The organism is Microbacterium luteolum, from assembly GCF_039533965.1.
Classification (GTDB): Bacteria; Actinomycetota; Actinomycetes; order Actinomycetales; family Microbacteriaceae; genus Microbacterium; species Microbacterium luteolum.
In genome coordinates this window covers 2,810,721-2,834,144 of record NZ_BAAAUN010000001.1, presented here as the reverse complement: position 1 = coordinate 2,834,144, position 23,424 = coordinate 2,810,721, and the positions used below count along the sequence as shown (strand labels likewise).

Here is a 23,424-nt window from a genome sequence, read left to right as displayed (position 1 = left end):
CCATCTCAGAAGCGAGGGGCCGTCTGGCACCAGGACGCGTCGAAGCCGGTGAGGGCGACGAGCTCCTTGCCCGACTCCATGTCGATCAGGTGCGTCTCGACGTTCTCCGGCAGCGGCAGCAGCATGCCGTCGTAGGGGTTGTTCGCCATGTCGGAGGCGAGGGCCACGGCGGCGTACTGACCGCTCGGAGACGCACAGGCCTGGAGGATCCTGTCGGACGAGCCGACCTCGACCAGCGGCGTCGCCTTTCCGTCCTCGTCCACGCGGATGACCGCCTGCCCCACGGGGATCCCGTTCGCGTCACGCTGGACGACGTGACGGAGAGTACCGCCGGGGAAAGGAGTGATCGAGGTCGCCGTGCCGTAGTCGGGATCGGATGCCGCCAGCGGCGCCTCCGACCCGTCGGCGAGGTTGATCTCCACCACGGATCCGTCGACGCGCTCCACGATCGCGGTGTACGTTCCGCGGGAGATCCCCTGGATCGTGGATGCCAGTCCCAGCGACTGCACTCCCGCGTCGGTCGAGCGGTCGACGAGCGAGAGCGCTCCGTCGAAGTCGATGAACAGGACGGCGGAGCTGTCGGGGACGAACTGCCAGACGAAGACGCTCGCCTCCTCGCCGCCGACCTCGATGATCTGCGGCTCCTCGTCACCGCTCAGCGGCTGCGTGACGAGCACGCTGGCGCGGCCCTCGGTGTCGCTGAGCTCGCGGTCCGAGTAGCTGTAGCCGACGAGTCCGCCCCGCTCGGACACCTGGATCGCCCCGACGTACCCGACGCCGGGGAGCTTCAGCTCGCGCTCGTTCTTTCCATCGCGGTCCATCACCAGCAGCCGAGATCCCTCGTCTTCGGCGACGGAGACGACCAGCTTCGTCGACGTCGCCCGGAAGTCGTTGATCTCGGCGTGCGAGAACACCGGAACCGCGTTCTCGCCGCTGAGGTCGGTACGGAAGATGGTGTCGTCACCGGAGGCGTCGCGCCGGAGCAGGAAGATGTTCGAGGCCGGAGTGGAGAACGTCGTGCTCAGCTCGGTCGACGGCCCTCCTCCCCTCCCCACGACATCGGCGACGCGTACCGTGTACTTCGTCGACTCGTCGAGCGGCACGGTGAAGCGGATGCCGACCCCTCGGCCCGAAGCGTCGACCGTGAAGGGCACCGCGGGCTCGACCGTGACCTGTTCGGGGTCGATGTCGGCGAGCGCCTGGTTCGCCGTGAGGATGACCCGACTGCCCGAGGCCTCGATCGCCTGCGCCGGATCGACCTGCACCTCGGAGATGCGCGGTCCCTGCAGGAGACTGACGATGCCGAAGCCGGTTCCGACCAGCACCAGGACGCCGAGCACGGCGCCGAGTGCGACGAGGAAGCGACGAGGGGACCCCGCGGGCTTCCGGGGGGACGACGTTCCGGTGTCGGACGACACGCCAGATGTCGGACGTTCCGTGGCATCCGGTCCGACATCTGGCGTGTCGGCCCCCAGAACGGGTCGTGGGGCAGCGTCCGGGGCGACCGGCGTCAGACCGGCCAGCACCGACTCAGGGGCGACGGGAACCGCGGAAACCGCATCCGCGTCGACATCTTCCCGAGCAGTCGCCTCGACATCTTCCCGAGCGGCGGCCTCGAAGGCCGCCATCTTCCGGGCAGCGGCTTCCTGCTCCGCAATCTCACGGTCGCCTGCCTGGCGGACAGCAGCCTCACGGGCCGCAGCCTCACGCGCCGCAGCCTCACGCGCCGCAGCCTCACGCGCCGCAGCCTCACGCGCAGCAGCATCGCGGGCAACAGCCTCATCCGGGCCGGCATCCGGCTGGTCAGTGCGCTGCGCGGTCGGATCGGTGGTGGATGCGGCCGCGCGACTGATCCGCTCAGCTTCCGCCGCCTCCGCCGCCTCACGGGCGGCGCGCATCTCGGCGCGCGTGCGCGGGACGGCGGGGATCTCGGGCCGCTCGTCCTCAGTACTCATAAGGATCCCCCGGCTCATCGATCGCGACGACGTCGGTCGGCTCGATGTGGAGGTCGCCGTCGGCATCCGCTCTGACCGTTCCGGTGATCTCGACCCACTGGCCGGTCGGGTACTCGTTCGGGTCGACCGAGACCGGCAGGGTGGCGGTCTGCGCGTCGATCACGCAGTGCGTGATGATCAATCGGGTGAGGTTCACGCCGTCGTCGCCCGAGGATCCAGGCGTGACGAAGCCGGTGAGGGTGACCGCGGCCCCGTCGTAGGCGGTCGTGTTGGTCGCGGTGGCGAAGACGCTCGCCCAGTCGCCGATGCCGAAGGTCGTGGTGTCCGCGACGCCGAGAGCGACGGTGTCGGCGCCGGCGAAGAGCGCGGTCTGCTCCCCCGCGCGCGACATCGCCAGCTCGACCGACAGCGACGCCGGCGGCAGCACGAGGGCGGCGGCGACCACGCCCGTGGCGATCACCCCTCCGGTGACCGCGCCGACGGCGGCGAGGGTTCTGCGCGGGGAAGCGGCCGATGGCGGCGCATCATCCGCAGCATCCGCTCCGTGCCCGTGGTCGTGTCCGTGATCGCCCTCCTCGCCGAGGGGAAGCGCGAACGACCAGATCGCTCCGGCCAGGGTCACGACGGCCGCGGCACACGCGAACCACACCGACTCGGGGCTGATGTAGAGCGTCAGCCGCCCGGTGACGCCGAGACCGAGCGTGACGACGGCGATGACCGCGGCGAGGCCGACGCCGAGCCAGCGACTGCCCAGGGCGCGGGCGCGCGAAGAGGTGTGCTCAGACAAGGACGTTCACCCCGATCCCGATCGCGAAGGCCGCGGCCACCACCACGCCGACGATCCCGGCCAGGGTGCGCCCGGTGAAGGTCGTGCGCATGAGTGCGAGCATCTTGATGTCGACGAGAGGGCCGACCAGGAGGAAGGCGACCAGCGCGCCGGACGAGAAGGTCGACGCGAAGGAGAGAGCGAAGAAGGCATCCACGTTCGAGCAGATGGCGACCGTCATCGCGAGCACCATCATCGCGACGATCGAGAGCACCGGATTCGATCCGATCGCGAGCAGCATGTCGCGCGGGATCAGCACCTGCACGGCTCCGGCGAGCGCGGATCCGATCACGAGGGCGGGCATCACGGCGCGCAGCTCGACGAGGAACTGCGTGAGGCTGCGTCGCACGGGCGTGCCCGGCTCGTGGGTGACGCGGTCGCAGGTGTCGACGAAGCGCTGGGTGAGCAGGGAGTCCGGCGACGGGTGCCGGCTGTAGATCCAGCCGATGAGGTTCGCGATCAGGTAGCCGCCGACGAGGCGGGCGACGAGGATGCCGCCGTCCCAGCCGAATGCCGCATGCGTGGTGAGGATCACGATCGGATTCACGATCGGCGCGGCGATCAGGAAGGTGAGCGCCTCGGCCGGGGCGAGCCCGCGCATCATCAGGCCGCGCGCGAACGGCACGTTGCCGCACTCGCACACCGGGATCAGCATCCCGAGCAGCGACAGCACCGCCCGCCGCGCCCAGGCGCGCTTCGGCAGCCAGCGGTGGATGACGTCGGCCGGAAGCCAGACCTGCACCACGATCGACAGCAGCACGCCGAGGACCACGAACGGCAGCGCCTCGATGAGCACGCTCAGCGCGAGCGTGAGTCCGTCCTGCGCCCTGGTCGGGAGCGACGCGGGGAACAGCGACGGCAGGAAGCGATCCACGAGGAACAGCGCGGCGATGATCGCGACCCCGAGGCCGACGCCGACCCAGGCCGAGCGCGGAGAGCGCGTCGGGCGATGCGCGTGGGTGTGCCCCGGGCGGGTCGCCGTTCCTGCCGAGGGGCTCACGCGTTCGCTGCCCGTTCGGCGTCGCGCTTGTTCGTGCAGGGGGTGCACAGCCCGAAGATGTCGACCACGTGCGCGGCTTCGGTGAACCCGTGGAGCGCCGCGGTGCGATGCGCCCACTGCTCGACGTCCTTCGCCTCGATCTCGACGGTCAGCCCGCAGGAGCGGCAGATCAGATGGTGGTGGTGACCCTGGGTGGTGCAGGCGCGATAGAGCGCTTCCCCCTCGGGGCTCTGCAGCGAGTCGGCGTCTCCGGATGCCGCGAGCCCGGCGAGTGCGCGATACACGGTCGCGAGCCCGATCCCGGTGTTGTCCTCGCGCAGCGAGGCGTGCAGATTCTGCGCGCTCACGAAACCGCGCGCGTCGGCGAGTGCTTCGCGCACGCGTTCGCGCTGCCAGGTGTTCCGCTGAGCCATGCGACAAGTCTAGGCGGCGGGGGTTGACGAGGGCTGGGAGCGCGTGAACGGTCCCGGATGCCCTCCCGAGCCGGCGTGTTACGCCCCCGTCTGGGTGCTGGACCGAGCCGCCGGTATCGTTGCGGCATCCGAGACGAGGGAGTCCCGATGACCGGCTGGCGACTGCGCGAGTTCCACAATGACGATCTGGGCGGCATCCTCCACCTGTGGGAGGAGCTGAAGCGATCGGGGTCAGAGCCTGTGTACGACCTCAGCGAGGTGGTCGCGTCGTGCCAGAAGGACCACGCGATCGTCGCCGTGCACGGCGATGAGGTGATCGCGGCCGTGGTGGGACGTGCAGCGCACGATCAGGGCTGGGTGGTGTTCTTCGCCATCGACGACGCCTGGCGCGATCGCGGCATCGGCTCGGCCCTGCTCGCGGCCCTCGAGAAGAGCATGGCGCCGTACGGCCTCACCAAGCTGTCGGCCCTGATGCCCGAGGTCGAGACGCGTCTGGCCGCTTTCGACGCCCGTGGGTTCGAGCAGAAGCACCACCTGCGCTACTTCGAGCGGCGCATCCCCGTGCAGCGGCAGGAGCTCACGTCGCTCGCCGAGCTGGGCGGCCGCCAGATGCCGCGCGACCTCTGGGAATCCGTGTCGGGCATGCGTCGCGAGAAGGACATCCTCGAGCAGCGGCTGGTGCTGCCGCTCGCCGAGCAGGACCTCGCCGAGAGCTTCGGCGTCGTGCCCCCGCGTGCGGTGGTGCTGTTCGGCCCTCCCGGCACCGGCAAGACCACGTTCGCCAAGGCCATCGCCTCGCGGCTCGAGTGGTCGTTCGTCGAGGTGTTCCCCTCCCGCCTCGCCGCCGATCCGCAGGGACTCGCCGGCGCACTCCGCGAAACCTTCACCAAGATCTCCGAGCTCGAGCACGCCGTGGTCTTCATCGACGAGGTGGAAGAGATCGCGGCGCAGCGCTCCGGCGAGCCGCCCTCCCCGCTGCAGGGCGTGACGAATGAGCTGCTGAAGATCATCCCCGCGTTCCGCGAGCAGCCCGGCCGCCTTCTCGTGTGCGCGACGAACTTCATCCGCGCCCTCGACAGCGCATTCCTGCGTCACGGACGCTTCGACTACGTGATCCCGATCGGCCTGCCCGACCGTGCCGCCCGAGCCTCGATCTGGCGGCGCTACATCCCGGACGTCACCCGGGACGCCGTCGATGTCGAGGCTCTCGTGCAGCGCACCGAGGGATTCTCGCCGGCCGACATCGAGTTCGCCGCGCGCAGCGCCTCCCAGCGTGCGTTCGAAGCCGCCGTCGGCTCGCGGCTGCCGGGGGCCGAGGGCACGGCAGCGGATGCCGCCGGCCCGAGCACCGAGGACTACCTCGAAGCCATCGCCGGCACGCGCACGACGGTCTCCGCGGAGACGGCAGCCCAGTTCCTCGAGGACATCGAGGCGCTCGCGCGGGTGTGAGCGGCGGCATCCGCCGGTGACCCGACGATTCGTTTTCACAACCACCACACGAAGGATGGCTCACTGCTCGACGAAGGCGGCGTCGCCGCAAAGGCGATCAGGGCCAGCCTCAGACCTTCGAGCCCATGCCGGTTCCGAGGGAAGCGCCTGTGGTGGCAGAAGACGACTCCGCTGTGCTCAGGGGTGCGATGCATGGCGAGCGCAAAGGTATTCACATCCTCGGTGATCACGAGCCGATGCTCATCGGTGGCGACCTGGAGGACGGTCGCGTCGGGGACACCGCGAAGATCCTCCCGCTCGACGACCGCTACGGCGTCGATGCCCCCGTCGCGAAGCGCGTCGGCCAACCAGGCCGGGTAGTGCTCGTCGAGGAGGAATCGGACGTCAGGCGGCATCAATCGCGCGGCGCCTCTCCCAGGCCGCGAGCGCCTCGTCCTGGGCAGTGCGATGCCGCTCGATCACGCCGTCGATCTCAGCCCGAAAGTCCGCCCAGTAGCTCAGAGCAGCCTCGATCGACCGCTCCGGCAACCCGAGAACCTCCGCCAACTCCGGAACCCTGCGCCTCTCCGGTTCGTGCGCCAGCCATGCTTCCGCGATGGTCCACACCTCGGGTCCGTCGACGAGTCGCGCGCGCCGCTCACCGGTCTCGATCGTGACGAACCGGATGCCGGTGTGCACCTGCATCCTCAACCACTCTTCGACGGCGCTGTTGATGACCCCGGACTTCGTCTGACCGGTGAGGTGCACGTATCGGGTCAGGGCATCGTGGACAGGCTCACTGAAGCGAACGTTCGTGGGAGCTACCATGCACTACAGTGTAGCAACTCGCCGCACGCATAGCGATATTCTCGCCGCGCGCAGGCCCGCAGCGGTCAGGCCACGCGCCGCACGCGGGCCCTGGCCCGCTGCACGATCCAGCACACGACGTAGATCGTGAACGACAGGGTCGTGATGTACGGACTCACCGGGAGGGTGCCGGCGAGCGCGAGCAGGATGCCGCCGACCGCCGACACGAAGCCGAACAGTGCGGCGAGGAACGGAACGGCCACGGGCCCGGCGGTGATCCGCATCGCCGCGGCGGCGGGCGTCACGAGCAGCGCCATGACGAGCAGGGCGCCGATGATGTGCACGCTCACCGCGACGATGAGTCCGAGCAGCACCATGAAGATCAGGCTCACGGCGCGGGTGGGCACTCCGCGCGCGGCGGCCGACTCGGGGTCGAGCGAGTCGAAGCGCAGCGGGTTCCACATCACGAGCAGCCCAAGCAGCACGACGATGCTGATGCCGATCAGCCAGCCGAGGTCGGGGCTCGAGACCGACACGATCTGCCCGGTCAACAGGCTGAAACGGTTGGCGCTCCGCCCGTCGTACAGGGAGAGGAACAGGATGCCGAGGCCGAGGCCGAACGGCATGAGCACGCCCACGATCGAGTTGCGGTCCCTGGCCTTCGCGCCGAGGACGCCGATGAGGATCGCCGCCACGAGCGCCCCGCCGAGCGACCCTGCGACGACGCTGCCGCCGAAGAGCAGGGCGGCGGCCGCTCCGGCGAACGACAGTTCGCTCACGCCGTGCACGGCGAACGCGAGATCCCGCTGCATCACGAAGACGCCGATCAACCCTCCGACGATGCCGAGCACGGCGCCGGCGATGATCGAGTTCGCGAGCAGGGCCACGAGCTCGCCGTAGTCCTGGAAGGAGAAGACGTCGCTCCAGTCGACCATCGGCACGAGGCCCGCCGATGCGATCATGCGTCTCCTCCGTGCTCGTGGTCGCCGTGGTCGTGGTGCGGCTCGGCATCCGGAACGCCCACGACCACCAGGCGGTCGCCGGCGCGCAGGACGAACACCGGGGTGCCGTAGAGGTCGGTGAGCACGCGCGTCTGCAGCACCTCTTCCGGGGTGCCGAGCAGGAACCGTCCTCCTGCGATGTACAGGATCCGGTCGACGCGGTTGAGGATCGGGTTGATGTCGTGCGTGACGAACAGCACCGCAGCTTTTCGCTCGCGCCGCTGCCGGTCGATGATGTCGGTCACGCCGACCTGGTTCGCGAGGTCGAGGTTCGACAGCGGCTCGTCGCACAGGAGCAGCGACGGCTCATCGGCGAGCGCCTGGCCGACGCGCAGCCGCTGCTGCTCGCCGCCGGAGAGCAGACCGACGCGACGGTCGGCGAAGTGCGCGGCGCCCACGGCCTCGAGCAGGCGATCGACCTTGGCCCGGTCGCCGCGATGCGGGACGGGGAATCCGAAGCGACTCCCCTGCACGCCGAGCGCCACCAGGTCTCGCGCCCGCATGCTCGTGTCGGGCGCGAGGGAACGCTGCTGCGGGATGTACCCGATGCGCGCGTTGCCGCGGTGCACGGGCTCCCCCGCGACGGCGATCGTTCCCGACGACAGAGGCTGCAGACCCAGGATGCTGCGCAGCAGTGTGGTCTTGCCCGAACCGGAGGGGCCGAGCACGGCGATGAACTCCCCGGGCTCCACGGTCAGGTCGAGCCCGGACCACAGCTCACGGTCTCCGCGGTGGAGGGCGGCGCCGGAGATCTCCAGCACCGGGCGGTCGCCCGAGGCGTCGGTTCCCTGTCGACGGGGCGCCGTCACGGCTGGACGGCGGCGGCGAGGCTCTTGATCGCGTCACGCATCCACTCAGAGTACGACGATCCGTCCTCCAGGAGCTCGGTGAAGGCGACAACCGGGATGCCGGCATCCTTCGCGGCCGTCTCCACGCGATCCGTCTCGGCGCCCCCGGTCTGCGCGTTGGTGAGCAGCGCGGTCACCTCGCCGCTGTCGATGACGTTCAGCGCATCGAGCAGGACGGCCGGGGCGACATCCGTACCCTCCTCGACGGACTCGGCGAACCCTTCGGGCGTGACGTCAGTCAGGCCGGCGGCCGCCGCGAGGTAGCCGGGAAGCGGCTCGGTGATGAAGACGTTCGCACCGGCGGCATCCGTCTTGATCGTCTCGAGGTCGGTCTCGAACCCCTCCAGGTCGGCGACGATCTCGTCCGCCGCGGCGGTGAAGTCGGCCTTGCCCTCGGGGTCGAGCTCCGCAAGGTCGGCAGCGATGTCCTCCACGACATGGATCATCGTGTGCGGGTCGAACCACACGTGCTCGTTGAAGCCCTCGATGTGGTTGTGGCCCTCGTGACCCTCTTCGCCCTCGGCGTGGTCGTGGTCGTGCTCCTCCGCGTCGGCCTCGCCCTCTTCATGGCCCTCATTGCCGGGGAAGTCGTGCGAGAACTCGACGGCGGTGAGCACCTCGGCATCCGAGCCGTCGAGCAGATCGTCGATGAAGGCGTCGTAGCCGCCGCCGTTCTCGATCACGAGGTCGGCCTTCTGCACGGTCAGTCGATCGCGCGCGGTGGCCTCGTAGGAATGCGGATCCTGGGTCACGGAGTTGATGATCGAGGAGACCTCGACGCGGTCGCCGCCGATCTGCGCCGCGAGGGAACCGTAGACGTTGGTGCTCGCGACGACCTGGACCTTGCCGTCGTCGCCCTCTCCCGCAGCAGGAGTGGAGCAGCCGGCGAGCCCGAGGGCGGCGACGGATGCGAGGGCGAGAGCGAGCACGGGCTTCTTCATGATCTCACTCTAAACGCTAATGAGAACCATTATCAAATCGGTATCCGGTCGTCGCGAGCTGCGGTTTGCAGGTCCGTTTCACGGATGCAGGTCGAAAGAACAGATTTCGACCTGCATCCGTGAAGACGACCTGCAGATGGCGCGAGCGGCGGTCAGCCGACGAGCCCCGCCGGTGCGATCCAGACCGTGTGCTCCCCCGGCACGGCGCCGTCGACGACGGCACCGAGCACGACGTCCGCGGCATCCGTCCCGAGGTCGAAGGGCTCGGTTCCGAAGTTCGTCACGACCTGCCAGCCGTTGGGGCGGGCGAAGCGCAGCACATCATCGCGTCCGGTCTCGACCCACTCCAGCCGCTCGTCGGCCTGCAGCAGGTGCCGCAGCCGCAGAGCCTCCCGGTAGAGCGAGAGCGTCGACGACGGGTCCGCCGCCTCGACGTCGACCGCGTACTCCGCGAACCATGACGGCTGCGGCAGGTGCGCGTCGCCAGCGCCGAAACCGAAGGAGGAGCCGGATGCCGTCCACGGCAGCGGCACGCGGCATCCGTCCCGCCCGAGCCCGTCGAAGGCCTCCTCCCGCAGGAACGCCGGATCCTGGCGCTGCTCCGGAGTGATCTGGGCAACCTCGTGCAGACCGAGCTCCTCGCCCTGGTACAGGTACGTGCTGCCGGGGAGCCCGAGCAGCAGCAGGGTCGCGGCGTGCGCACGGCGCAGCCCGCCCTCGCGATCGAGCTGGTCGGCCGGACCGCCCGCAGCTACCCACTCGGTGCCCTGCTTCACCGCGCGCCCGCGCAGCGACGGCAGCCCGTAGCGCGTGGCGTGCCGGGTCACGTCGTGGTTCGACAGCACCCAGGTCGTCGACGAACCGCTCGCCTGCGCCTGCTGAAGGTTCTCGGTGATGACCTCGCGGAAGTCCCCTGCAGAGAACTCCGCGACGAGCAGGTCGAAGTTGAACGCCTGCCCCAGGCCCTCGGCCGACGCATACCGCGCGCGGCGCTCGGGAGTCTCCACCCAGGCCTCGGCGACCGCCGTGCGCGGCGGGTCGTACTCGTTGAACACCGCACGCCACTCGGCGTAGATCTCGTGCACCTCGTCGCGATCGAGCAGCGGATGCCGTCCCGACGTGCGGTCCATCGCGTCGAGCTCGGCCTGACTCGGCAGCGGCTCCGTCAGGTCCTTCGTCAGCATGTGGGCGACGTCGATGCGGAACCCGTCGACTCCGCGGTCCGACCAGAACCGCAGCGTCTTCAGGAAGTCAGCGCGCACCTCGGGGTGGTCCCAGTTCAGGTCGGGCTGTTCCACCGCGAAGCTGTGCAGGTACCACTGGCCGTCTGCGACGCGCTCCCACGCGCTGCCGCCGAACGCCGCGCCCCAGTCCGTCGGGGGCTCGGAGCCGTCGGGCCCTGCGCCCTCGCGGAAGATGTAGCGCTCACGGGCGGCCGAACCGCGACCCGCGGCGAGCGCCTCCTGGAACCACTCATGCAGGTCGGAGCTGTGGTTCGGGACGATGTCGACGACGACCCGGATGCCGCGGGCATGCAGCGCCTCGACCATCGCGTCGAAGTCGTCGAGCGTGCCGAGTCGGGGATCGACGTTGCGGTAGTCGGCCACGTCATAGCCGCCGTCGGCAAGCGCCGAGGGGTAGAACGGGCTGAGCCAGACCGCGTCGATGCCGAGCTGTGCGAGGTAGTCGGCGCGGGAGACGATGCCGGGGATGTCGCCCAGCCCGTCGCCGTTCGCGTCGGCGAAGCTCCGCGGATAGATCTGGTACACGGCGGCCTGCCGCCACCAGGCGGCGGTGTCGGCGTCGGTCGTGCGGGTCTCGACGGGAAGCACGTCGGTCATGAAGTGGGACTCCTTCTTTCTTGTTGCGGTCTGGTTGCCCTTCGACAGGCTCAGGGACCCACCGGTCGCTGAGCCTGTCGAAGCGAGACGAAACGCAGTCAGCCCTTGACGGCGCCCTGCGTCACGCCCTCCATGACGAAGCGCTGCGTGAACAGGTACGCCAGGATCGCGGGGGCCATCGCCATCAGGTACGAGGCGAACGAGACGTTGTAGTTGTTGCTGAACTGGGTCTGGAACAGGTTCTGCCGCACCGGCAGAGTCTGCATGGCCGGATCGGAGATGATCAACGATGGCATCATGAAGTCGTTCCAGGCGTAGAGGAAGGCGAAGATGCCGACCGTCGCGCTCATCGGGGCGAGCAGCGGGAAGATCAGCTGCCAGAACGTCTGCCAGGTGGTGGCACCGTCGATGCGCGCGCTCTCCTCCAGCTCGATGGGGATCGAGCGGAGGAACGCCGTGAACAGCAGCACGCTGAAGCTCAGCTGGAACATCGTGGCCAGGATGATCACGCCGAACGGGTTGTCGAGCCCGACCCGGCCGGTGAGCTGGATCTGCGGCAGCGCGACCACCGGGAACGGGATGAACATCGCGGCCAGCAGGTAGAAGAACGACCAGCGGAACAGCTTGCGGTCCCAGTTGCGCACGATCGCATACGAGGCGAACGCCGCGAGGATGATCGTTGCCGCGACCGTCCCGGCGGTGACGAGCAGTGAGATGCCTGCTCCGATCGGGAACTTGGTGAGGTTCCAGGCTTCGACGAACCCGTCGATGCTGAACGGCGCAGGCAGGGAGAAGGCGTTGCCGTCGACCGCCTGCCCCGTCGTCTTGAACGCCATCGAGATGGTGACGTACAGCGGGAGGAGCACGGTGACCGCGCACAGGATCAGGATGATCGTGCCCGACCAGTTGGGTCGCTCCATCCTGATGCGGGGCTTCTTGCCCGCGGTCTGGGTGGTGATGGTCTGCGTCGACATCAGAGTGCGTTCCTTCCGCGCGTCAGCGAGAGCTGGAGGAGCGAGATGAGGACGGCGACGATGAAGAAGATGGTCGCGTTGGCCATCTGGTAGGCGTAGTCGCCGCCGTTGAAGCCCGCGATGATCGTCATCGCGACGCTGCGGGTCGAGGTGCCGGGGCCGCCGTTGGTGAGGCCGACGATGATGTCGTAGGCGTTGAGGAAGCCCTTGAAGCCGAGGATCACGTTGATCACGACGTAGCCGGCGACCAGCGGGAGCGTGATGCGCAGAAGCTGCTGCCGCTTGTTGGCGCCGTCGATGCTCGCCGCCTCGTACACCTCGCCGGGCACCGACAGGAGTCCTGCGATGTAGATGAGGAGCGTCCCCGGCACGGCCTGCCACGCCGTCACGATGACGATCGCGACCCAGGCCAGGTCGGGATTGGCCAGCAGGCTCGTCTCGAGGAAGGGGATGCCGGTGGCAGCACCCGCGGCCGGGAGGGAGTTCGAGAACAGGAAGTTGAAGACGTAGGCGATGATGATGCCCGAGATCACCATCGGGATCACGAAGATCGTGCGCAGCCCGGTCTTGAAGCGGATGCGCGAGGTCAGTCCGACTGCGAGCAGGAAGGCGACCACGTTGACCACGATCACCGTGGCGATCGAGAAGCCGAACGTGAACAGGTAGCTCTGCAGGATGGACGGGTCGCTGAACATCGCGACGTAGTTGGTGAGCCCGTTGAAGCTCCACTCGCCGATGCCGATCGAGTCGGTGAAGCTGAAGAAGATGCCCATCACGGCCGGTACCGTGATCGCGAGCGTGAAGATCACGAGCGTCGGGAGCAGGAACAGGTAGTAGATCGGCTCCACGCGCGCGGTGCGACGGCGCAGGCCGCGAGTGCCTCCCGTGATGACCGACGTGGTGTCCGTCGAAGTGGCGGGCGGTTTCGTGATGCTGGGGACTGCCGGGTTCGGCAGCGCGGTGTTCGTCATGGCGTCGACTCCTCTGTCGTGCCGGATGCGGAATCCTGAGTGGTGGGTATTGGCGCGCGGAACGCGATCCGCGCCCAGTCGGCGTCCATCGTGCGGAGGGTGGACTCGGGCGATGCGCCGAGCACCATGGCCTGCGCGTAGTTGAACATCGGGAGCGTCTTCGGCACGAGAACCGACGGGCCCTGATAGATCTGGCCGTTGTCGTAGTACTCGATCATTCCCTCGACCCGCGGGTCGTCCGGCGCCGGAGCATCCGTCGTCGGGGTGAACCCGAGTTGCGAGGCGTTGTAGGCCTCGATGTTCTCGGGCAGATACAGATACTCCAAGAAGTCGCGCGCGGCATCCTGGTGATTCGATTCGACCGGGATCATCGCGGCGAGGTCCATGTTGACCCGCACGCCGAGATCGGCCGGGTCGTCGGTCATCGGCAGCGGGAAGGTTCCGAGTTCGAGGTCGGGCGCGGTCTTCTCGATCTCGCTGAACGCCCAGGGACCTTGGAGATACATGGCGGCCTCGCCCTTGCCGAAAGCGAGATTGCCGTCGCCGTAGCCGCGGCTCGCGGCATCCGAGTTGGTGTACTCGCTCGCCAGCTGCATCATGCGGTCCATCGGCTCGGCGAAGTCCTGCTGGAACGACACCGGGGCGTCGGGGCCGACCTCCGTGCCCTCCTCCGCCATCGCATCGAAGAAGTCGATGACGTCGACCGAGCCGCCGGCCGTGTAGTCGTACCAGCCCTGGGCGACGGTCCAGTCGTCCTTGAATGTCGCGTAGAACGGGTCGATGCCCGCATTCTTCAGCTGGTCGCAGACGGCGAGCAACTCGTCCCAGGTCTGCGGGACCTCGAGACCCTGCGCGTCGAAGATCTCCTTGTTGTAGATGACGGATGCCGCCATCACGGAGTACGGGAGCGCACTGGTGCGGCCCTCGCAGGAGCCGTACTGGTCCATGAGCGGCTGGAGGTCGTCGCGGATGCCGGCAGCGGCATCCGTCTCGGAGAGATCGGTGAGTGCGCAGCGCTGCACGAATCGCGCGATCTCGTAGTTGTAGTTGGCGAGCATGATGTCGGGCGGGTTGCCCCGCACGAAGCTGGCGGAGACGACGTCGACACCCGAGGTGTCGATCTCGACCTTCACCTCGTCCTGCGAGGAGTTGTACTCCGCGACGAGTTCGGTCATGAACTCGATGGCCTCGCGCTTGCTGAAGGTGAAGCGGATGGTCTCCGCCCCCGAGCCGGCCGCACAGCTCGTGAGTGCGGCTCCGACCAGCGTGAGCCCGAGGGCCCCCGCGATCATCCGCAACGCGCGTGTTCGTTTCTCAGACACCGTCGTCCTTTCGATCCGTAGATACGCTTACTAAATCTAGTGAGCGAATTTACTCTGTCGAGAGGTACTCTCTCATTGGCGCGACAGAAAGGTCAAGGGGCGTGACAGAAGTCTCGGCGGATCTCGGCACCGGGCGCGCAAGCGTCGGGGCGGTGCTCGACTTCGCCTGGGCGGCGGGCGAGTTCACGGCGACCGAGGTCATGGCCGGCACCTCGCTCACACGCTCCACGGCAATCGACGCCATGGACACGCTGCTCGACGCCGCGCTGCTGCGCGAGCTGCCGAACGCCCGCGCCGTCGGCAGCTACCGGTCCGGCCGTCCGGCACGCCGCTTCGCCCTCTCCCCCGATCTCGGCGTCGTCGTCGGCATCGATGCGGGCGACACCCACCTCGCGGTGACGGTCGCCGATCCGCTCGAGACGACGCTCGTGCACCACCGCGTCGAGGTCGACCCGACCCACTCTGCCGAGGAGCGGCGTGCGACGATCATCTCCGCCCTGGGCGCGGCGCTAGCGGAAGCCCGCGTGCCCCGCGAGCATGTTCTGGCCCTGTGCGTGGGAGTCGCCGCCCCGGTGGATCGCAACGGCATCTCGCCGCCGCATCCCGACGGCTTCTGGGAGCGGACCAACCCGGGGCTGGCCGAAGCCCTGCGCGACTGGGCGCCGGTCGTCGAGATCAAGAACGACGCGCAGCTGGCGGCCATCGCCGAGGGTGCCGTCGGAGCGGCGAGCGGATGCCGCGACTACGTCGCCCTGCTCGCGAGCGAGCGCTTCGGCGGCGGGGTGGTCGTGGACGGCCACGTCCTGCACGGTGCACACGGCGGCGTCGGCGAGGGCGTCGTGTTCGATCACATCATCGGCGTCGGTTCGGCGTTCGGGCTCTCCTACTCGGTGCGAAACCACGCGCAGGCCGCAGTCGACGCAGGCGAGATCGCCAGCGACAGCGCCGTCGGGCGCATCGTCGCGGCGGAGCGCATCGACCCCCGGCTCGTGCTGACCCTCGCCGCGTCAGGCGACGAGGACGCGATGCTCGTCACGGATCGCGTCGGCGCCACGGTCGCCCGCGTAGTGGGGGTGCTCGGCAGCATGTACGACCCGGCGCGCGTGATCGTGTGCGGGGCGGTCGCCGAGAGCGTCGAGCCCGTGCTCGCGGCAGCGCGTCGGATGCTCCCCGGAGAGCTGCACCTGCCGGCGCCGGAACTCCTGGCTTCGGAGCTCGGCGCCGAGGTCGTGTCGATCGGCGCCGTCGCCACCGCCCGCCGTGCCGCGCGCGAGCAGGCGGTGCCGAGGCTCGCGGAGCAGCGTCTCCGCGTGCGCGCGTAGCGCGGCATCCGGCCTTGCCGTCAGCGCACCGCGCGGCAGGCGAGATGCAGCGCCAGCCGGACCTCGGGATCGCCCATGTCCACGCCGAGCAGCTCCTGCGCGCGATGCACGCGACTCGCGACGGTGTTGCGGTGGAGGCCGAGAGCGGCCGCGGTCGGGGCGAGAGCCGACTCATGATCCAGGTACGCCGACAGGGTGGTGAGCAGCTCGCCGCGACCCTCCTGCAACGGCGCGAGGAGCGACTGCGCCGCCGGGACGAACGTGTCGTTGCCGGTCCACGCGAGCAGGAGCCGCTCGAGCCCGAGTCCGTCGACACGGACGAACCAGCTCGTGGTCGAGCGGTTCACCGCGATCTTCGACGCGTCTGACGCCTCGCTCAACGACGTCGTGAGTCCCGCGGAGCCGTTCGCCACCGAGCCGACGCCGGTCGCGACGTTGAACGAGCGACGGGCGGCGACATGCAACTCTCGCAACGACGCGACGTGCTGCTCGATCTGGGGCGGTGCCGGCGGATCCGTGAAGGTCAACCATCCCGTCACGCCTCGACCACTCGTGGTCGCGTGCGAGTCGACGGAGATGCGGCCGAGCTCGCCGATGACGAACCGGAGGAGCTGCAGGGTGTCGACGCGGGTGCGCCCGATGATGCGGAACCCGAGGTGGTACCCGCTCGTGCGCCATCCGCGCTCGAGCATGCGGCGCTCCACATCGAGATCCGGGGTGCCGCGCAGATCGACGAAATCGCGGAGGACTCCCGACGACACCGACGCGTCGTTGACCTCGTTGACCTCATCGATCAGGATGCGGGCGGCGACGGCGGGCATCGCCACCTCGGCGGCGACCGCGAGCGCCCCGACCTGCCGCTCGTCGAGCCCCTCGCCGAAGAACGCGAGCCGCAGCCCTTCTCTGCTGGGGCTGTCGACACGCACGGATGCTGCGGAGCCGGCGGGCACGCGCACGATGTCGAGCCACGGAGTGAAGTCGATGGAGGCGTGCACATCGGGAGCCAGCGCACCCCCGGATTCGAGGAGCACGCCCTCGGCATCGAGCAGGGCGACTCCGTGCCGCACGCTCGAGGAGAGATGCCGCAGCAGATCGGTGAGGCTGTCGGCGTGGTACTCGATCGACTGCGCCACCTTCCGCACGTAGTGCAGAGCCAGAGCGTCCCGCGCCTCGACGAGCTGCCAGCAGGCCTTCGCGAGCTGGATGGGGCGATCGACGTGCAGCACCGTGAACCCGAGCCGCTCGGCGAGCGCACGGGTACCGGCACCGAAGGCATCCGCCCGCGGCACGGCGAGCGCTCGGAATCCACGATCACGCGTGCGGCGGATGAGCGCGTCCTGCTGCCAGGAACGATCGGGCGGCGATTCCGTGAGGACCACGAGGCGTCCGGTCCCGTCGGAGGGGAGCCGCGTCTCGTCCGACTCCACGACGACGCCCGTCCACTCGACATCCTCCGGCCCGGCGATCGCACGCACGCCGCCGTTCTCTGGGTGCGCGAGCAGAGCACTCAGCAGGAGCGCGTCGGTCATCTCGGTCCGTCCAGTTCAGCCAGCCCGTACGCGGAGGGGACCACATGGCGGAGGCGCTCGGCGGATTGCGACCACCACTCCGGTCCGTCCAGGTGGGCCACGGCGACGTATCGCCCCATCGACAGGTGCGGAACCTCCAGGATGTCGCGCGAGATCGCGTCGAGCACGACGACCAGATCGGGGGCCGCGGCTTCGAGCCTGCCGTCGGTCATCAGCGCGAGGCTCTCGGACCGGGCGACGAGCCGGTGCACCTCTCCCGCGCTCCCTTCGATGCCGAAGACGGTCACATGCGGGTCCCGCTCGTCGATCTCGATCGCGGTGATGCGCCCCTCCGCGAGCAGGCGTCCACCCAGCGCCCCCGCGAGATCGCCGAGCGGTCCGGTCGCTGCGGAGAGGAAGGCCTGCCCCAGTTTCAGCGCGTGCGCGGCATTGCCGACGACCGAGTGTTCGCGCAGGTCTTCGACGGTGAAGCCCGCGAAGACCATGCCTCCGGCGCCGCCCGCCTGGACCGTCGCCGCTCGCACGATGCGTTCGATGTCGATCGCCCGGTCGGTCTCGACGAGGGCCACGCCGCCGGCGCCCGTGTCGCAGGTGACGATGATGTTCGGCACGCCGTCGACCAGGAGCGACATCTGATCGAGTGCCGGGACCGCGCGGCCGGTCAGATCGGCGTCGACGATCATCCGTTCGCCGGCCAGTGTGAAAGGCGCGAGGCCGTTGAGGCCTCCGCCCTCGAGCGAGCAGACGACCGGCACGTGATGGCCCAGCCAGCGCTCCGCCGCGGCGATCAGCCGTGCGAAGGGATCGGCTCCCGGGAGCCGTTCGCCGAGGAGGATGGTCGAGCCGACGAAGGCTGCCCCGAGGACCGGGAGGTCAGGATCCAGGTCATCGACGTCGTGCAGCGTGATCGGCCAGTCCGGGGAGTCCCTCAGCACGAGCTCGAGCATCGTCGTGCCCCCGCCGCCACCGGAGCCGAGCAGCGCGAACCCGGCTGCCAGCGGGGGGAGGCTGTCGAGCTCGAGGGTGACCGGCATGGCCTCAGCCTAGGCTCGCCGCTCCCCCGCTGTCTCCACCGGGGAGAAGGGCTCGGTCAGCCCGAATGCCGTCGGCCCGAACGCCTGCAGGGCCTCGGGCGTGCGCATCATCTCGGGTGTCGAAATACCGAGCACACGCACCCTCTGCCCGTAGCGCAGACCCTCGGTCGTGATGGGTTCGGCGGACTCGTGGTCGACCACGCAGATGAGGTCGGGCACGATGGCGACGACCTCGCCGTTGCGGCGCGCGATGAGGTTCTCGTTCTGGAACGAGATCTCGAGTCGATCATCGCTCGTGGGATCGGATGCCGAGACGATGGCAGTCCCTCTGGCGAACCCCTCGGTCGTGCGGCGCTCCACGTCGGTGACCTTCCCGACGAACAGCTCGCGCACATGCGGGTAGAGGGTCGTAGAGAGCGTCTCCGCGATGGCTTCGAAAGGCGATCGATGTGCCTCTCTGGCCAGGCGGATCGTCCGCCCCAGCGCGAGCGCCATCGAGATCGTGCGCGGGACCGCCGTGCGCTTCACATCCGCGCCCGACATCGCGTACTCCGCGATGTGCCCGACGCCCCCGAGCCTGATGGTGATCCCCCGCGCCAGCCATTCCATCTGCCGGTCGTCGTCACCGGTGTCGATGATCACGCGCTCGCCCCGCTCGCCGGCGAGGGCGAGAGGGGAGCCGTGCACGCCGTAGACGGCGAAGGTCTCCATCGAGAGCTCGGGGAACGCGCGCCCCATCCCGTCGGCGTCGACGACCGGAAGGCCCGTCTCGGCGGCCACCATGAGCGGGATCATCGAGTTGATGCCCCCGCATTCGATCGGCATCGTCGCATCGGCCGTCCGCCCGAGGTGCTCCTCGAGCGTGCGCAGGGCGAGCGTGGCCTCGAAGCCCGCCGGGATCTTCTCGATCATCACGGTCGGCGCCCCCATCTGCGCCGTTGGGATCACGAACATGTCGTCGGTCAGATCCTCCGGGTCGAGGATCGTGATGGACCGATCGCCGAGGACCTGTTCGACGAGCATCTTGCCGATATACGGATCGCCGCCGCCGCCGGTTCCGAGGAGCGTGGCCCCACGGGCGAGATCGGGCAGGTCCGCGCTGGTCAGCTGCCAGCTCACGCGGCATCCTCTTCGGCGATGGTCTCGACCCGACCGTCGAAGCGGTGGGAAGGGAGGTCGTACCCGAAGTAGCCGGGCCCGACCATGGCCAGCGCGGCAGCCCCGTGCCAGCGCTCGTCGCTCGGCGCGGCGATGACGCGCACCCGCTGGCCGTACCGCAGCCCCTCCGTCGTGATCGGCTCCCCCGAGTCGTGATCGAGCACGATGATGAGGTCCGGTGTCGTCACGAGGGTCTGTCCGTCGAGCGTCGCGATGAGGTGTTCGTTCTGGAACGACAGTTCGAGCGCCGAGTCGACACCCTCGATCCTCGCCCTCCCGCGGGCGAAGCCCGTCGTGGTCGCGCGCTCGACGTCGACGACCTTGCCGTCGAAGAGCTCGCGTCCGCCGAGAAGGGCGACCACCTGCGCGACCGGATCCGTCTTGGCCTCCCGAGCCGAGTCGATGCCCTCACCGATCTCGCGGCACAGCGACAGGGAGTCCGCGACCAGGGCCTCGCGCGCCTGTGCCCCCGACATCCGGAAACCGGAGATCATCACGGAACACCCCATCTCCACGCAGGCGACCCGCGCGATGCGCTCGGTCCAGCTGTTGTCGACGGTGTTCAGCACGCCCACGTTGCCCTTCTCGTCGCTGAACGCGAGAGGCGACGCATCGATGCCGTACAGGGTCGGCAGCACCATCTGGAGCTCGGGGAACGCGCGGCCCATGCCGTCGCCGTCGATGAGCGGCAGACCGAGCGCGGCGGCCGCGGCGATCGGGATCGTCGAGTTGACGCCGCCGACCTCCGCGCACGCGATGTGCGTGACGGCGCGGCCGAGGGCCGCTCCCAGCGCCCGCACGGGGGCTGTGACCTCGTCGAGACTCGGGAGCTTCTCGACCATCACCGTGGGTGCACCCATCATCGCTACTGTCAGGACCAGCGCGTCATCCGGCACCTCGTCGAGCGAGACGACCGTGACGTCGCCGTGGAGGCGCAGCGCCTGCGAGGCGAGCAGGGCTCCGATGTACGGATCGCCGCCGCCGCCGGTGCCGAGCACGGCTGCTCCGCGGGCGAGTCCCGGGATGACGTCGCGGGTGATCGTCCAGCTCATCGCACACCGCCCATGTCGAGGTCGCCGACGGCCTTGACCCGAATGCGGGTGGCGTTGCCGGGGAGATACGGGATCGGGACCTCGTCGAAGTCGACGATCTCGACCGAGGCGGGGAAGGCACCGGCGGCGATGGCCTTGTCGACGGCCTCCGCCCGCACCGCGGCGATCGCCTCCTCCCGGCGACCGGGCTCGATCGCGTAGACCTTGTCGATCTCGCCGCCGACCTGCGCGATGGAGGCGCCGATCGCGTTCGCGACCGCGTAGTTCTCGGGGCGCTGCGCGGCGCCGAAGATCGGGAGCTCCCCCGAGACGAGGATCGAGCCGCCGCCGACGGCCACCACCGGGATCGGTTCGGGCGAGGTGCGCATGCGGTCCACCGCCTCCGCGACCCGCTCGCCGATCCGGTTCAGGACCCGTTCGACGAACGCGTCATCGAGGTGGGCGACCTTCGAGGCGTCGCCGATGTCGGCGCGACCGGCCGCGACGGCGATGTCGGTCGCGGTGAGCGTCGACCCGCCGAACACGAGCGCCTCGGTCGTGAGCCGGTAGCCCACGGATTCGGGCCCGACCTCGCCGGTCTCCTCGTTCACGATGGACCCGCCGCCGATTCCGATCGACAGCACGTCCGGCATCCGGAAGTTGGTGCGGATGCCGGCCACCTTCACCTCGTTCGCCGTCTCGCGGGGGAAGCCGTTGATGAGCAGGCCGATGTCGGTGGTCGTGCCGCCGATGTCGACGACGGCGCACGTCGCGAGACCGCTGGTCAGTGCCGCGCCGCGCATCGAGTTCGTCGGGCCGGACGCGAAGGTCGCGACCGGGTACAGGCGCACGTAGTCCTCGTCCATGAGCGTTCCGTCGTTCTGGCTGAGGAAGATCGGCGCCTGGATGCCCTGCCTGCGCACCGCAGCCGTCAGGCCGTCGACGATCTCGGATGCGAGCTCGCGGAGCGCGGCGTTGATGATCGTGGCGTTCTCCCGCTCGAGCAGTCCGATCCGGCCGATCTCGTGCGAGAGGGAGATCGCCACATCGTCGCCGAGCTCTTCGGCGATGATCCGCGCCGCCTCGACTTCGAGGTCGTGGTTGACGGGGCTGAAGACGGACGAGATCGCGACGGAGCGGATGCCGTTGGCACGCATGTCGGCGGCGTGCTCGCGGAGTTCGTCCGGATCGAGCGGAGAGATCGGCCGCCCGTCGAACTCGTAGCCGCCGTGTGCGAGGTAGCTCCGGCCCTGGATCGCCTCGACGAGACCGGCGGGCCAGTCGACGAGCGGCGGGAGGGCCTTCGTGGCGGGCAGCCCGAGACGCAGCGCCGCGGTTGGTGCGAGACGCTTGGCCTCGACGAGGGCGTTGATGAAGTGGGTCGTGCCGATCATCACGGCGGAGATGTTCTCGCCGTCGAAGTGGTGGCCGGAGCGCAGGGCGTCGATCGCCTGGACGATGCCGGTCGTCACGTCCTCGGTCGTCGCGTGCTTCACCGCCGCCAGCGTGTGCGTGCCGTCCATGAGGACGGCATCGGTGTTGGTTCCGCCGACATCGATTCCGATGTGCATGTGGGTGGTTCTCTTTCTGTCGCTGCTTTTGCTTCTGTTACGTCTGTAGCGGGGAGTCAGTTGGTGGCGCCGAGACCGGGTACCGCGTCGGGGGCGGCATCCGTCTCGAGTTCGGGCTGCGCCGTGCGAGCCGTGCCGACGCCGCGCACCCAGCCGAGCTTGCCCGCGATGACGTACAGGACCATCGAGAGGATCAGCGACAGCACGGGAGGGATGCCCCACGTGATGACGTAGCCGGCGACCGCCGACACGAGCCAGATCACGAGTGTGGCCGGGACGATGCGCGGTGCCGTCTCGGGAAGGCGGCCGGTCTCCCTGCTCGCATCGAGCTCGGGACGCCAGCGGCGCACGATGAAGTACTCGGCGACCATGATGCCCGCGATCGGGGGGAACGCCACTCCGAGGATGATGAGGAAGCCCGCGAACTGACCGAGGATGCCGACGGCGGCGAGCACCGAGCCGACGACACCGAGGACGATCGTCGTGGTGACGCGGTGGAGGTTCTTGTTGAACGCGGTGGAGATGAAGTTGACGAGTCCGAGCGTCGACGAGTAGAGGTTCCAGTCGTTGATCTTCAGGGTTCCTGTGATCACGATGATCAGGCCCACGAAGCCGATCGACGAAGTGACGATCGCGACGATGTTGCCCGAAGCAGCGGCGTGCGCCAGGAGTACGCCGGCGAGGCCGATCACGAACTCGCCCAGAGAGACGCCGACGACGGTCTGCTTGATCACGTCGGCACGGGACCGGTTGAAGCGCGTCATGTCGGCGGTGATGATCGCGCCGACGATGAGACCGCCGGCGACGATGCCGGTCCCCGCCCACACGCTCATGGTCGGGCCGGGAGCGGGTCCGGTGAGCAGCTCGCCCAGGTCGTGATCGACGAGTTCGCTGATCACCGACCACCCGACGAGGACCAGGAACAGCGGCACGGTGATGTTCGCCAGCCACTGCATGCCCTTGAATCCGAAGGCGACGATCGCGGTGACCGCGAGGCCGAAGAGCAGGCTCCACGCCCAGATCGGCAGGGCGCCGGGCATGAGGGCATCGAGCGACTCGGCGGAGATCGCGCTCTGGATGCCGAACCACCCGATCAGGCTGATGCCGATCGCGAGCCCGACGAGGGAGGCGCCGACCTCTCCGAATCCGGTCCATCGGGCCAGGAGGGCCGTGTTGAGCCCTTCCTTCTGACCGATGATGCCGACGATGCACATGATCACTTCGAGGATGATCGAGCCGAGGAGGAGTGCGAGGAAGGCCTCGCCGAACGTCATGCTGTAGCCGAGCGTGGCGCCCAGCAGGAACTGCGAGAGAGCGGAGACCTGACCGAATCGCTGAACCGCGATCCCGAACCAGGGCTTCTGCGCTTCCGGACGGACGCGACTGAGGGCGAAATCGTCGGCGTGTGCCGTGGTGGCCATGGTGTTCTCCAGAGTCATGTGGACGGGTTCC

General features: G+C 69.1%; 21 protein-coding genes. 2 read left to right on the top strand and 19 right to left on the bottom strand.

The window, feature by feature from the left end; translation table 11 throughout:
* Positions 1 to 5: 5 nt before the first annotated feature.
* The 4 genes from ABD648_RS13690 to ABD648_RS13675 are packed head-to-tail and all read right to left on the bottom strand — an operon-like array spanning position 6 to position 4,194.
* Positions 6 to 1,955, bottom strand: coding sequence for a hypothetical protein (locus tag ABD648_RS13690; RefSeq protein WP_282215507.1), 1,950 nt, complete (start codon positions 1,953 to 1,955; stop codon positions 6 to 8).
* Positions 1,945 to 2,742, bottom strand: coding sequence for a TIGR03943 family putative permease subunit (locus tag ABD648_RS13685; protein WP_282215506.1), 798 nt, complete (start codon positions 2,740 to 2,742; stop codon positions 1,945 to 1,947). Before ABD648_RS13685 ends, ABD648_RS13690 begins: the two co-directional genes overlap by 11 nt.
* Positions 2,735 to 3,781, bottom strand: coding sequence for a permease (locus tag ABD648_RS13680; RefSeq protein ID WP_282215505.1), 1,047 nt, complete (start codon positions 3,779 to 3,781; stop codon positions 2,735 to 2,737). Before ABD648_RS13680 ends, ABD648_RS13685 begins: the two co-directional genes overlap by 8 nt.
* Positions 3,778 to 4,194, bottom strand: coding sequence for a Fur family transcriptional regulator (locus tag ABD648_RS13675; protein ID WP_223622963.1), 417 nt, complete (start codon positions 4,192 to 4,194; stop codon positions 3,778 to 3,780). The genes ABD648_RS13680 and ABD648_RS13675 overlap by 4 nt, the downstream gene beginning before the upstream one ends.
* Positions 4,195 to 4,341: 147 nt before the next feature.
* Here ABD648_RS13675 and ABD648_RS13670 point away from each other — a divergent pair, with 147 nt between their 5' ends.
* Positions 4,342 to 5,643 (top strand): ATP-binding protein, encoded by a 1,302-nt coding sequence (locus ABD648_RS13670; protein WP_282215504.1) that lies wholly within the window; start codon positions 4,342 to 4,344, stop codon positions 5,641 to 5,643.
* 35 nt (positions 5,644 to 5,678) lie between these two features.
* Here the strand turns inward: ABD648_RS13670 and ABD648_RS13665 are convergent, their stop codons facing one another.
* The 9 genes from ABD648_RS13665 to ABD648_RS13625 form a co-directional block, all read right to left on the bottom strand.
* Positions 5,679 to 6,038: a DUF5615 family PIN-like protein gene (locus tag ABD648_RS13665; protein WP_282215503.1), complete on the bottom strand. Its 360-nt coding sequence runs from the start codon at positions 6,036 to 6,038 to the stop codon at positions 5,679 to 5,681.
* Positions 6,028 to 6,450: a hypothetical protein gene (locus ABD648_RS13660; protein ID WP_282215502.1), complete on the bottom strand. Its 423-nt coding sequence runs from the start codon at positions 6,448 to 6,450 to the stop codon at positions 6,028 to 6,030. The genes ABD648_RS13665 and ABD648_RS13660 overlap by 11 nt, the downstream gene beginning before the upstream one ends.
* A 65-nt stretch (positions 6,451 to 6,515) precedes the next feature.
* The gene (locus tag ABD648_RS13655; protein ID WP_282217549.1) at positions 6,516 to 7,364 is read right to left on the bottom strand and encodes a metal ABC transporter permease; all 849 of its coding nucleotides are present in this window, start codon (positions 7,362 to 7,364) and stop codon (positions 6,516 to 6,518) included.
* 23 nt (positions 7,365 to 7,387) lie between these two features.
* Positions 7,388 to 8,239 (bottom strand): metal ABC transporter ATP-binding protein, encoded by an 852-nt coding sequence (locus ABD648_RS13650; protein WP_282215501.1) that lies wholly within the window; start codon positions 8,237 to 8,239, stop codon positions 7,388 to 7,390.
* Positions 8,236 to 9,219 carry a metal ABC transporter solute-binding protein, Zn/Mn family gene (locus tag ABD648_RS13645; protein ID WP_282215500.1) on the bottom strand — a complete coding sequence of 328 codons (984 nt, stop codon included), beginning with the start codon at positions 9,217 to 9,219 and terminating at the stop codon, positions 8,236 to 8,238. Before ABD648_RS13645 ends, ABD648_RS13650 begins: the two co-directional genes overlap by 4 nt.
* 152 nt (positions 9,220 to 9,371) lie before the next feature.
* Positions 9,372 to 11,060: a glycoside hydrolase family 13 protein gene (locus ABD648_RS13640; RefSeq protein WP_282215499.1), complete on the bottom strand. Its 1,689-nt coding sequence runs from the start codon at positions 11,058 to 11,060 to the stop codon at positions 9,372 to 9,374.
* 98 nt (positions 11,061 to 11,158) lie between these two features.
* On the bottom strand, positions 11,159 to 12,034 hold the full coding sequence (locus tag ABD648_RS13635) for a carbohydrate ABC transporter permease (RefSeq protein ID WP_282215498.1): 876 nt from the start codon (positions 12,032 to 12,034) through the stop codon (positions 11,159 to 11,161).
* A complete protein-coding gene (locus ABD648_RS13630; protein WP_282215497.1) occupies positions 12,034 to 13,005 on the bottom strand; it encodes a carbohydrate ABC transporter permease in 972 nt (323 codons plus the stop codon). The genes ABD648_RS13635 and ABD648_RS13630 overlap by 1 nt, the downstream gene beginning before the upstream one ends.
* Positions 13,002 to 14,327, bottom strand: a complete 1,326-nt coding sequence (locus ABD648_RS13625; protein WP_282215496.1) for an ABC transporter substrate-binding protein — start codon at positions 14,325 to 14,327, stop codon at positions 13,002 to 13,004. The genes ABD648_RS13630 and ABD648_RS13625 overlap by 4 nt, the downstream gene beginning before the upstream one ends.
* Before the next feature lie 101 nt (positions 14,328 to 14,428).
* Between ABD648_RS13625 and ABD648_RS13620 the strand changes: the two genes are divergently transcribed.
* Positions 14,429 to 15,649: an ROK family protein gene (locus tag ABD648_RS13620; protein ID WP_282215495.1), complete on the top strand. Its 1,221-nt coding sequence runs from the start codon at positions 14,429 to 14,431 to the stop codon at positions 15,647 to 15,649.
* Between the two features lie 20 nt (positions 15,650 to 15,669).
* Here ABD648_RS13620 and ABD648_RS13615 read toward each other — a convergent pair whose 3' ends face one another.
* From ABD648_RS13615 to ABD648_RS13590, 6 genes are read right to left on the bottom strand one after another with little or no spacing between them, the layout of a single operon-like run.
* Entirely contained in the window at positions 15,670 to 17,178 is a 1,509-nt protein-coding gene (locus tag ABD648_RS13615) for a PucR family transcriptional regulator (protein WP_282215494.1), read from the bottom strand.
* Complete coding sequence (locus tag ABD648_RS13610; RefSeq protein WP_282215493.1) at positions 17,175 to 18,212, bottom strand: S-methyl thiohydantoin desulfurase domain-containing protein; 1,038 nt, start codon at positions 18,210 to 18,212, stop codon at positions 17,175 to 17,177. Before ABD648_RS13610 ends, ABD648_RS13615 begins: the two co-directional genes overlap by 4 nt.
* Before the next feature lie 9 nt (positions 18,213 to 18,221).
* Positions 18,222 to 19,331, bottom strand: a complete 1,110-nt coding sequence (locus ABD648_RS13605) for an S-methyl thiohydantoin desulfurase family protein (RefSeq protein ID WP_282215492.1) — start codon at positions 19,329 to 19,331, stop codon at positions 18,222 to 18,224.
* Positions 19,328 to 20,422, bottom strand: coding sequence for an S-methyl thiohydantoin desulfurase family protein (locus tag ABD648_RS13600; RefSeq protein WP_282215491.1), 1,095 nt, complete (start codon positions 20,420 to 20,422; stop codon positions 19,328 to 19,330). Before ABD648_RS13600 ends, ABD648_RS13605 begins: the two co-directional genes overlap by 4 nt.
* A complete protein-coding gene (locus tag ABD648_RS13595; protein WP_282215490.1) occupies positions 20,419 to 21,972 on the bottom strand; it encodes a hydantoinase/oxoprolinase family protein in 1,554 nt (517 codons plus the stop codon). The genes ABD648_RS13600 and ABD648_RS13595 overlap by 4 nt, the downstream gene beginning before the upstream one ends.
* Positions 21,973 to 22,028: 56 nt before the next feature.
* On the bottom strand, positions 22,029 to 23,393 hold the full coding sequence (locus ABD648_RS13590) for a purine-cytosine permease family protein (RefSeq protein WP_282217548.1): 1,365 nt from the start codon (positions 23,391 to 23,393) through the stop codon (positions 22,029 to 22,031).
* Positions 23,394 to 23,424: the final 31 nt, after the last annotated feature.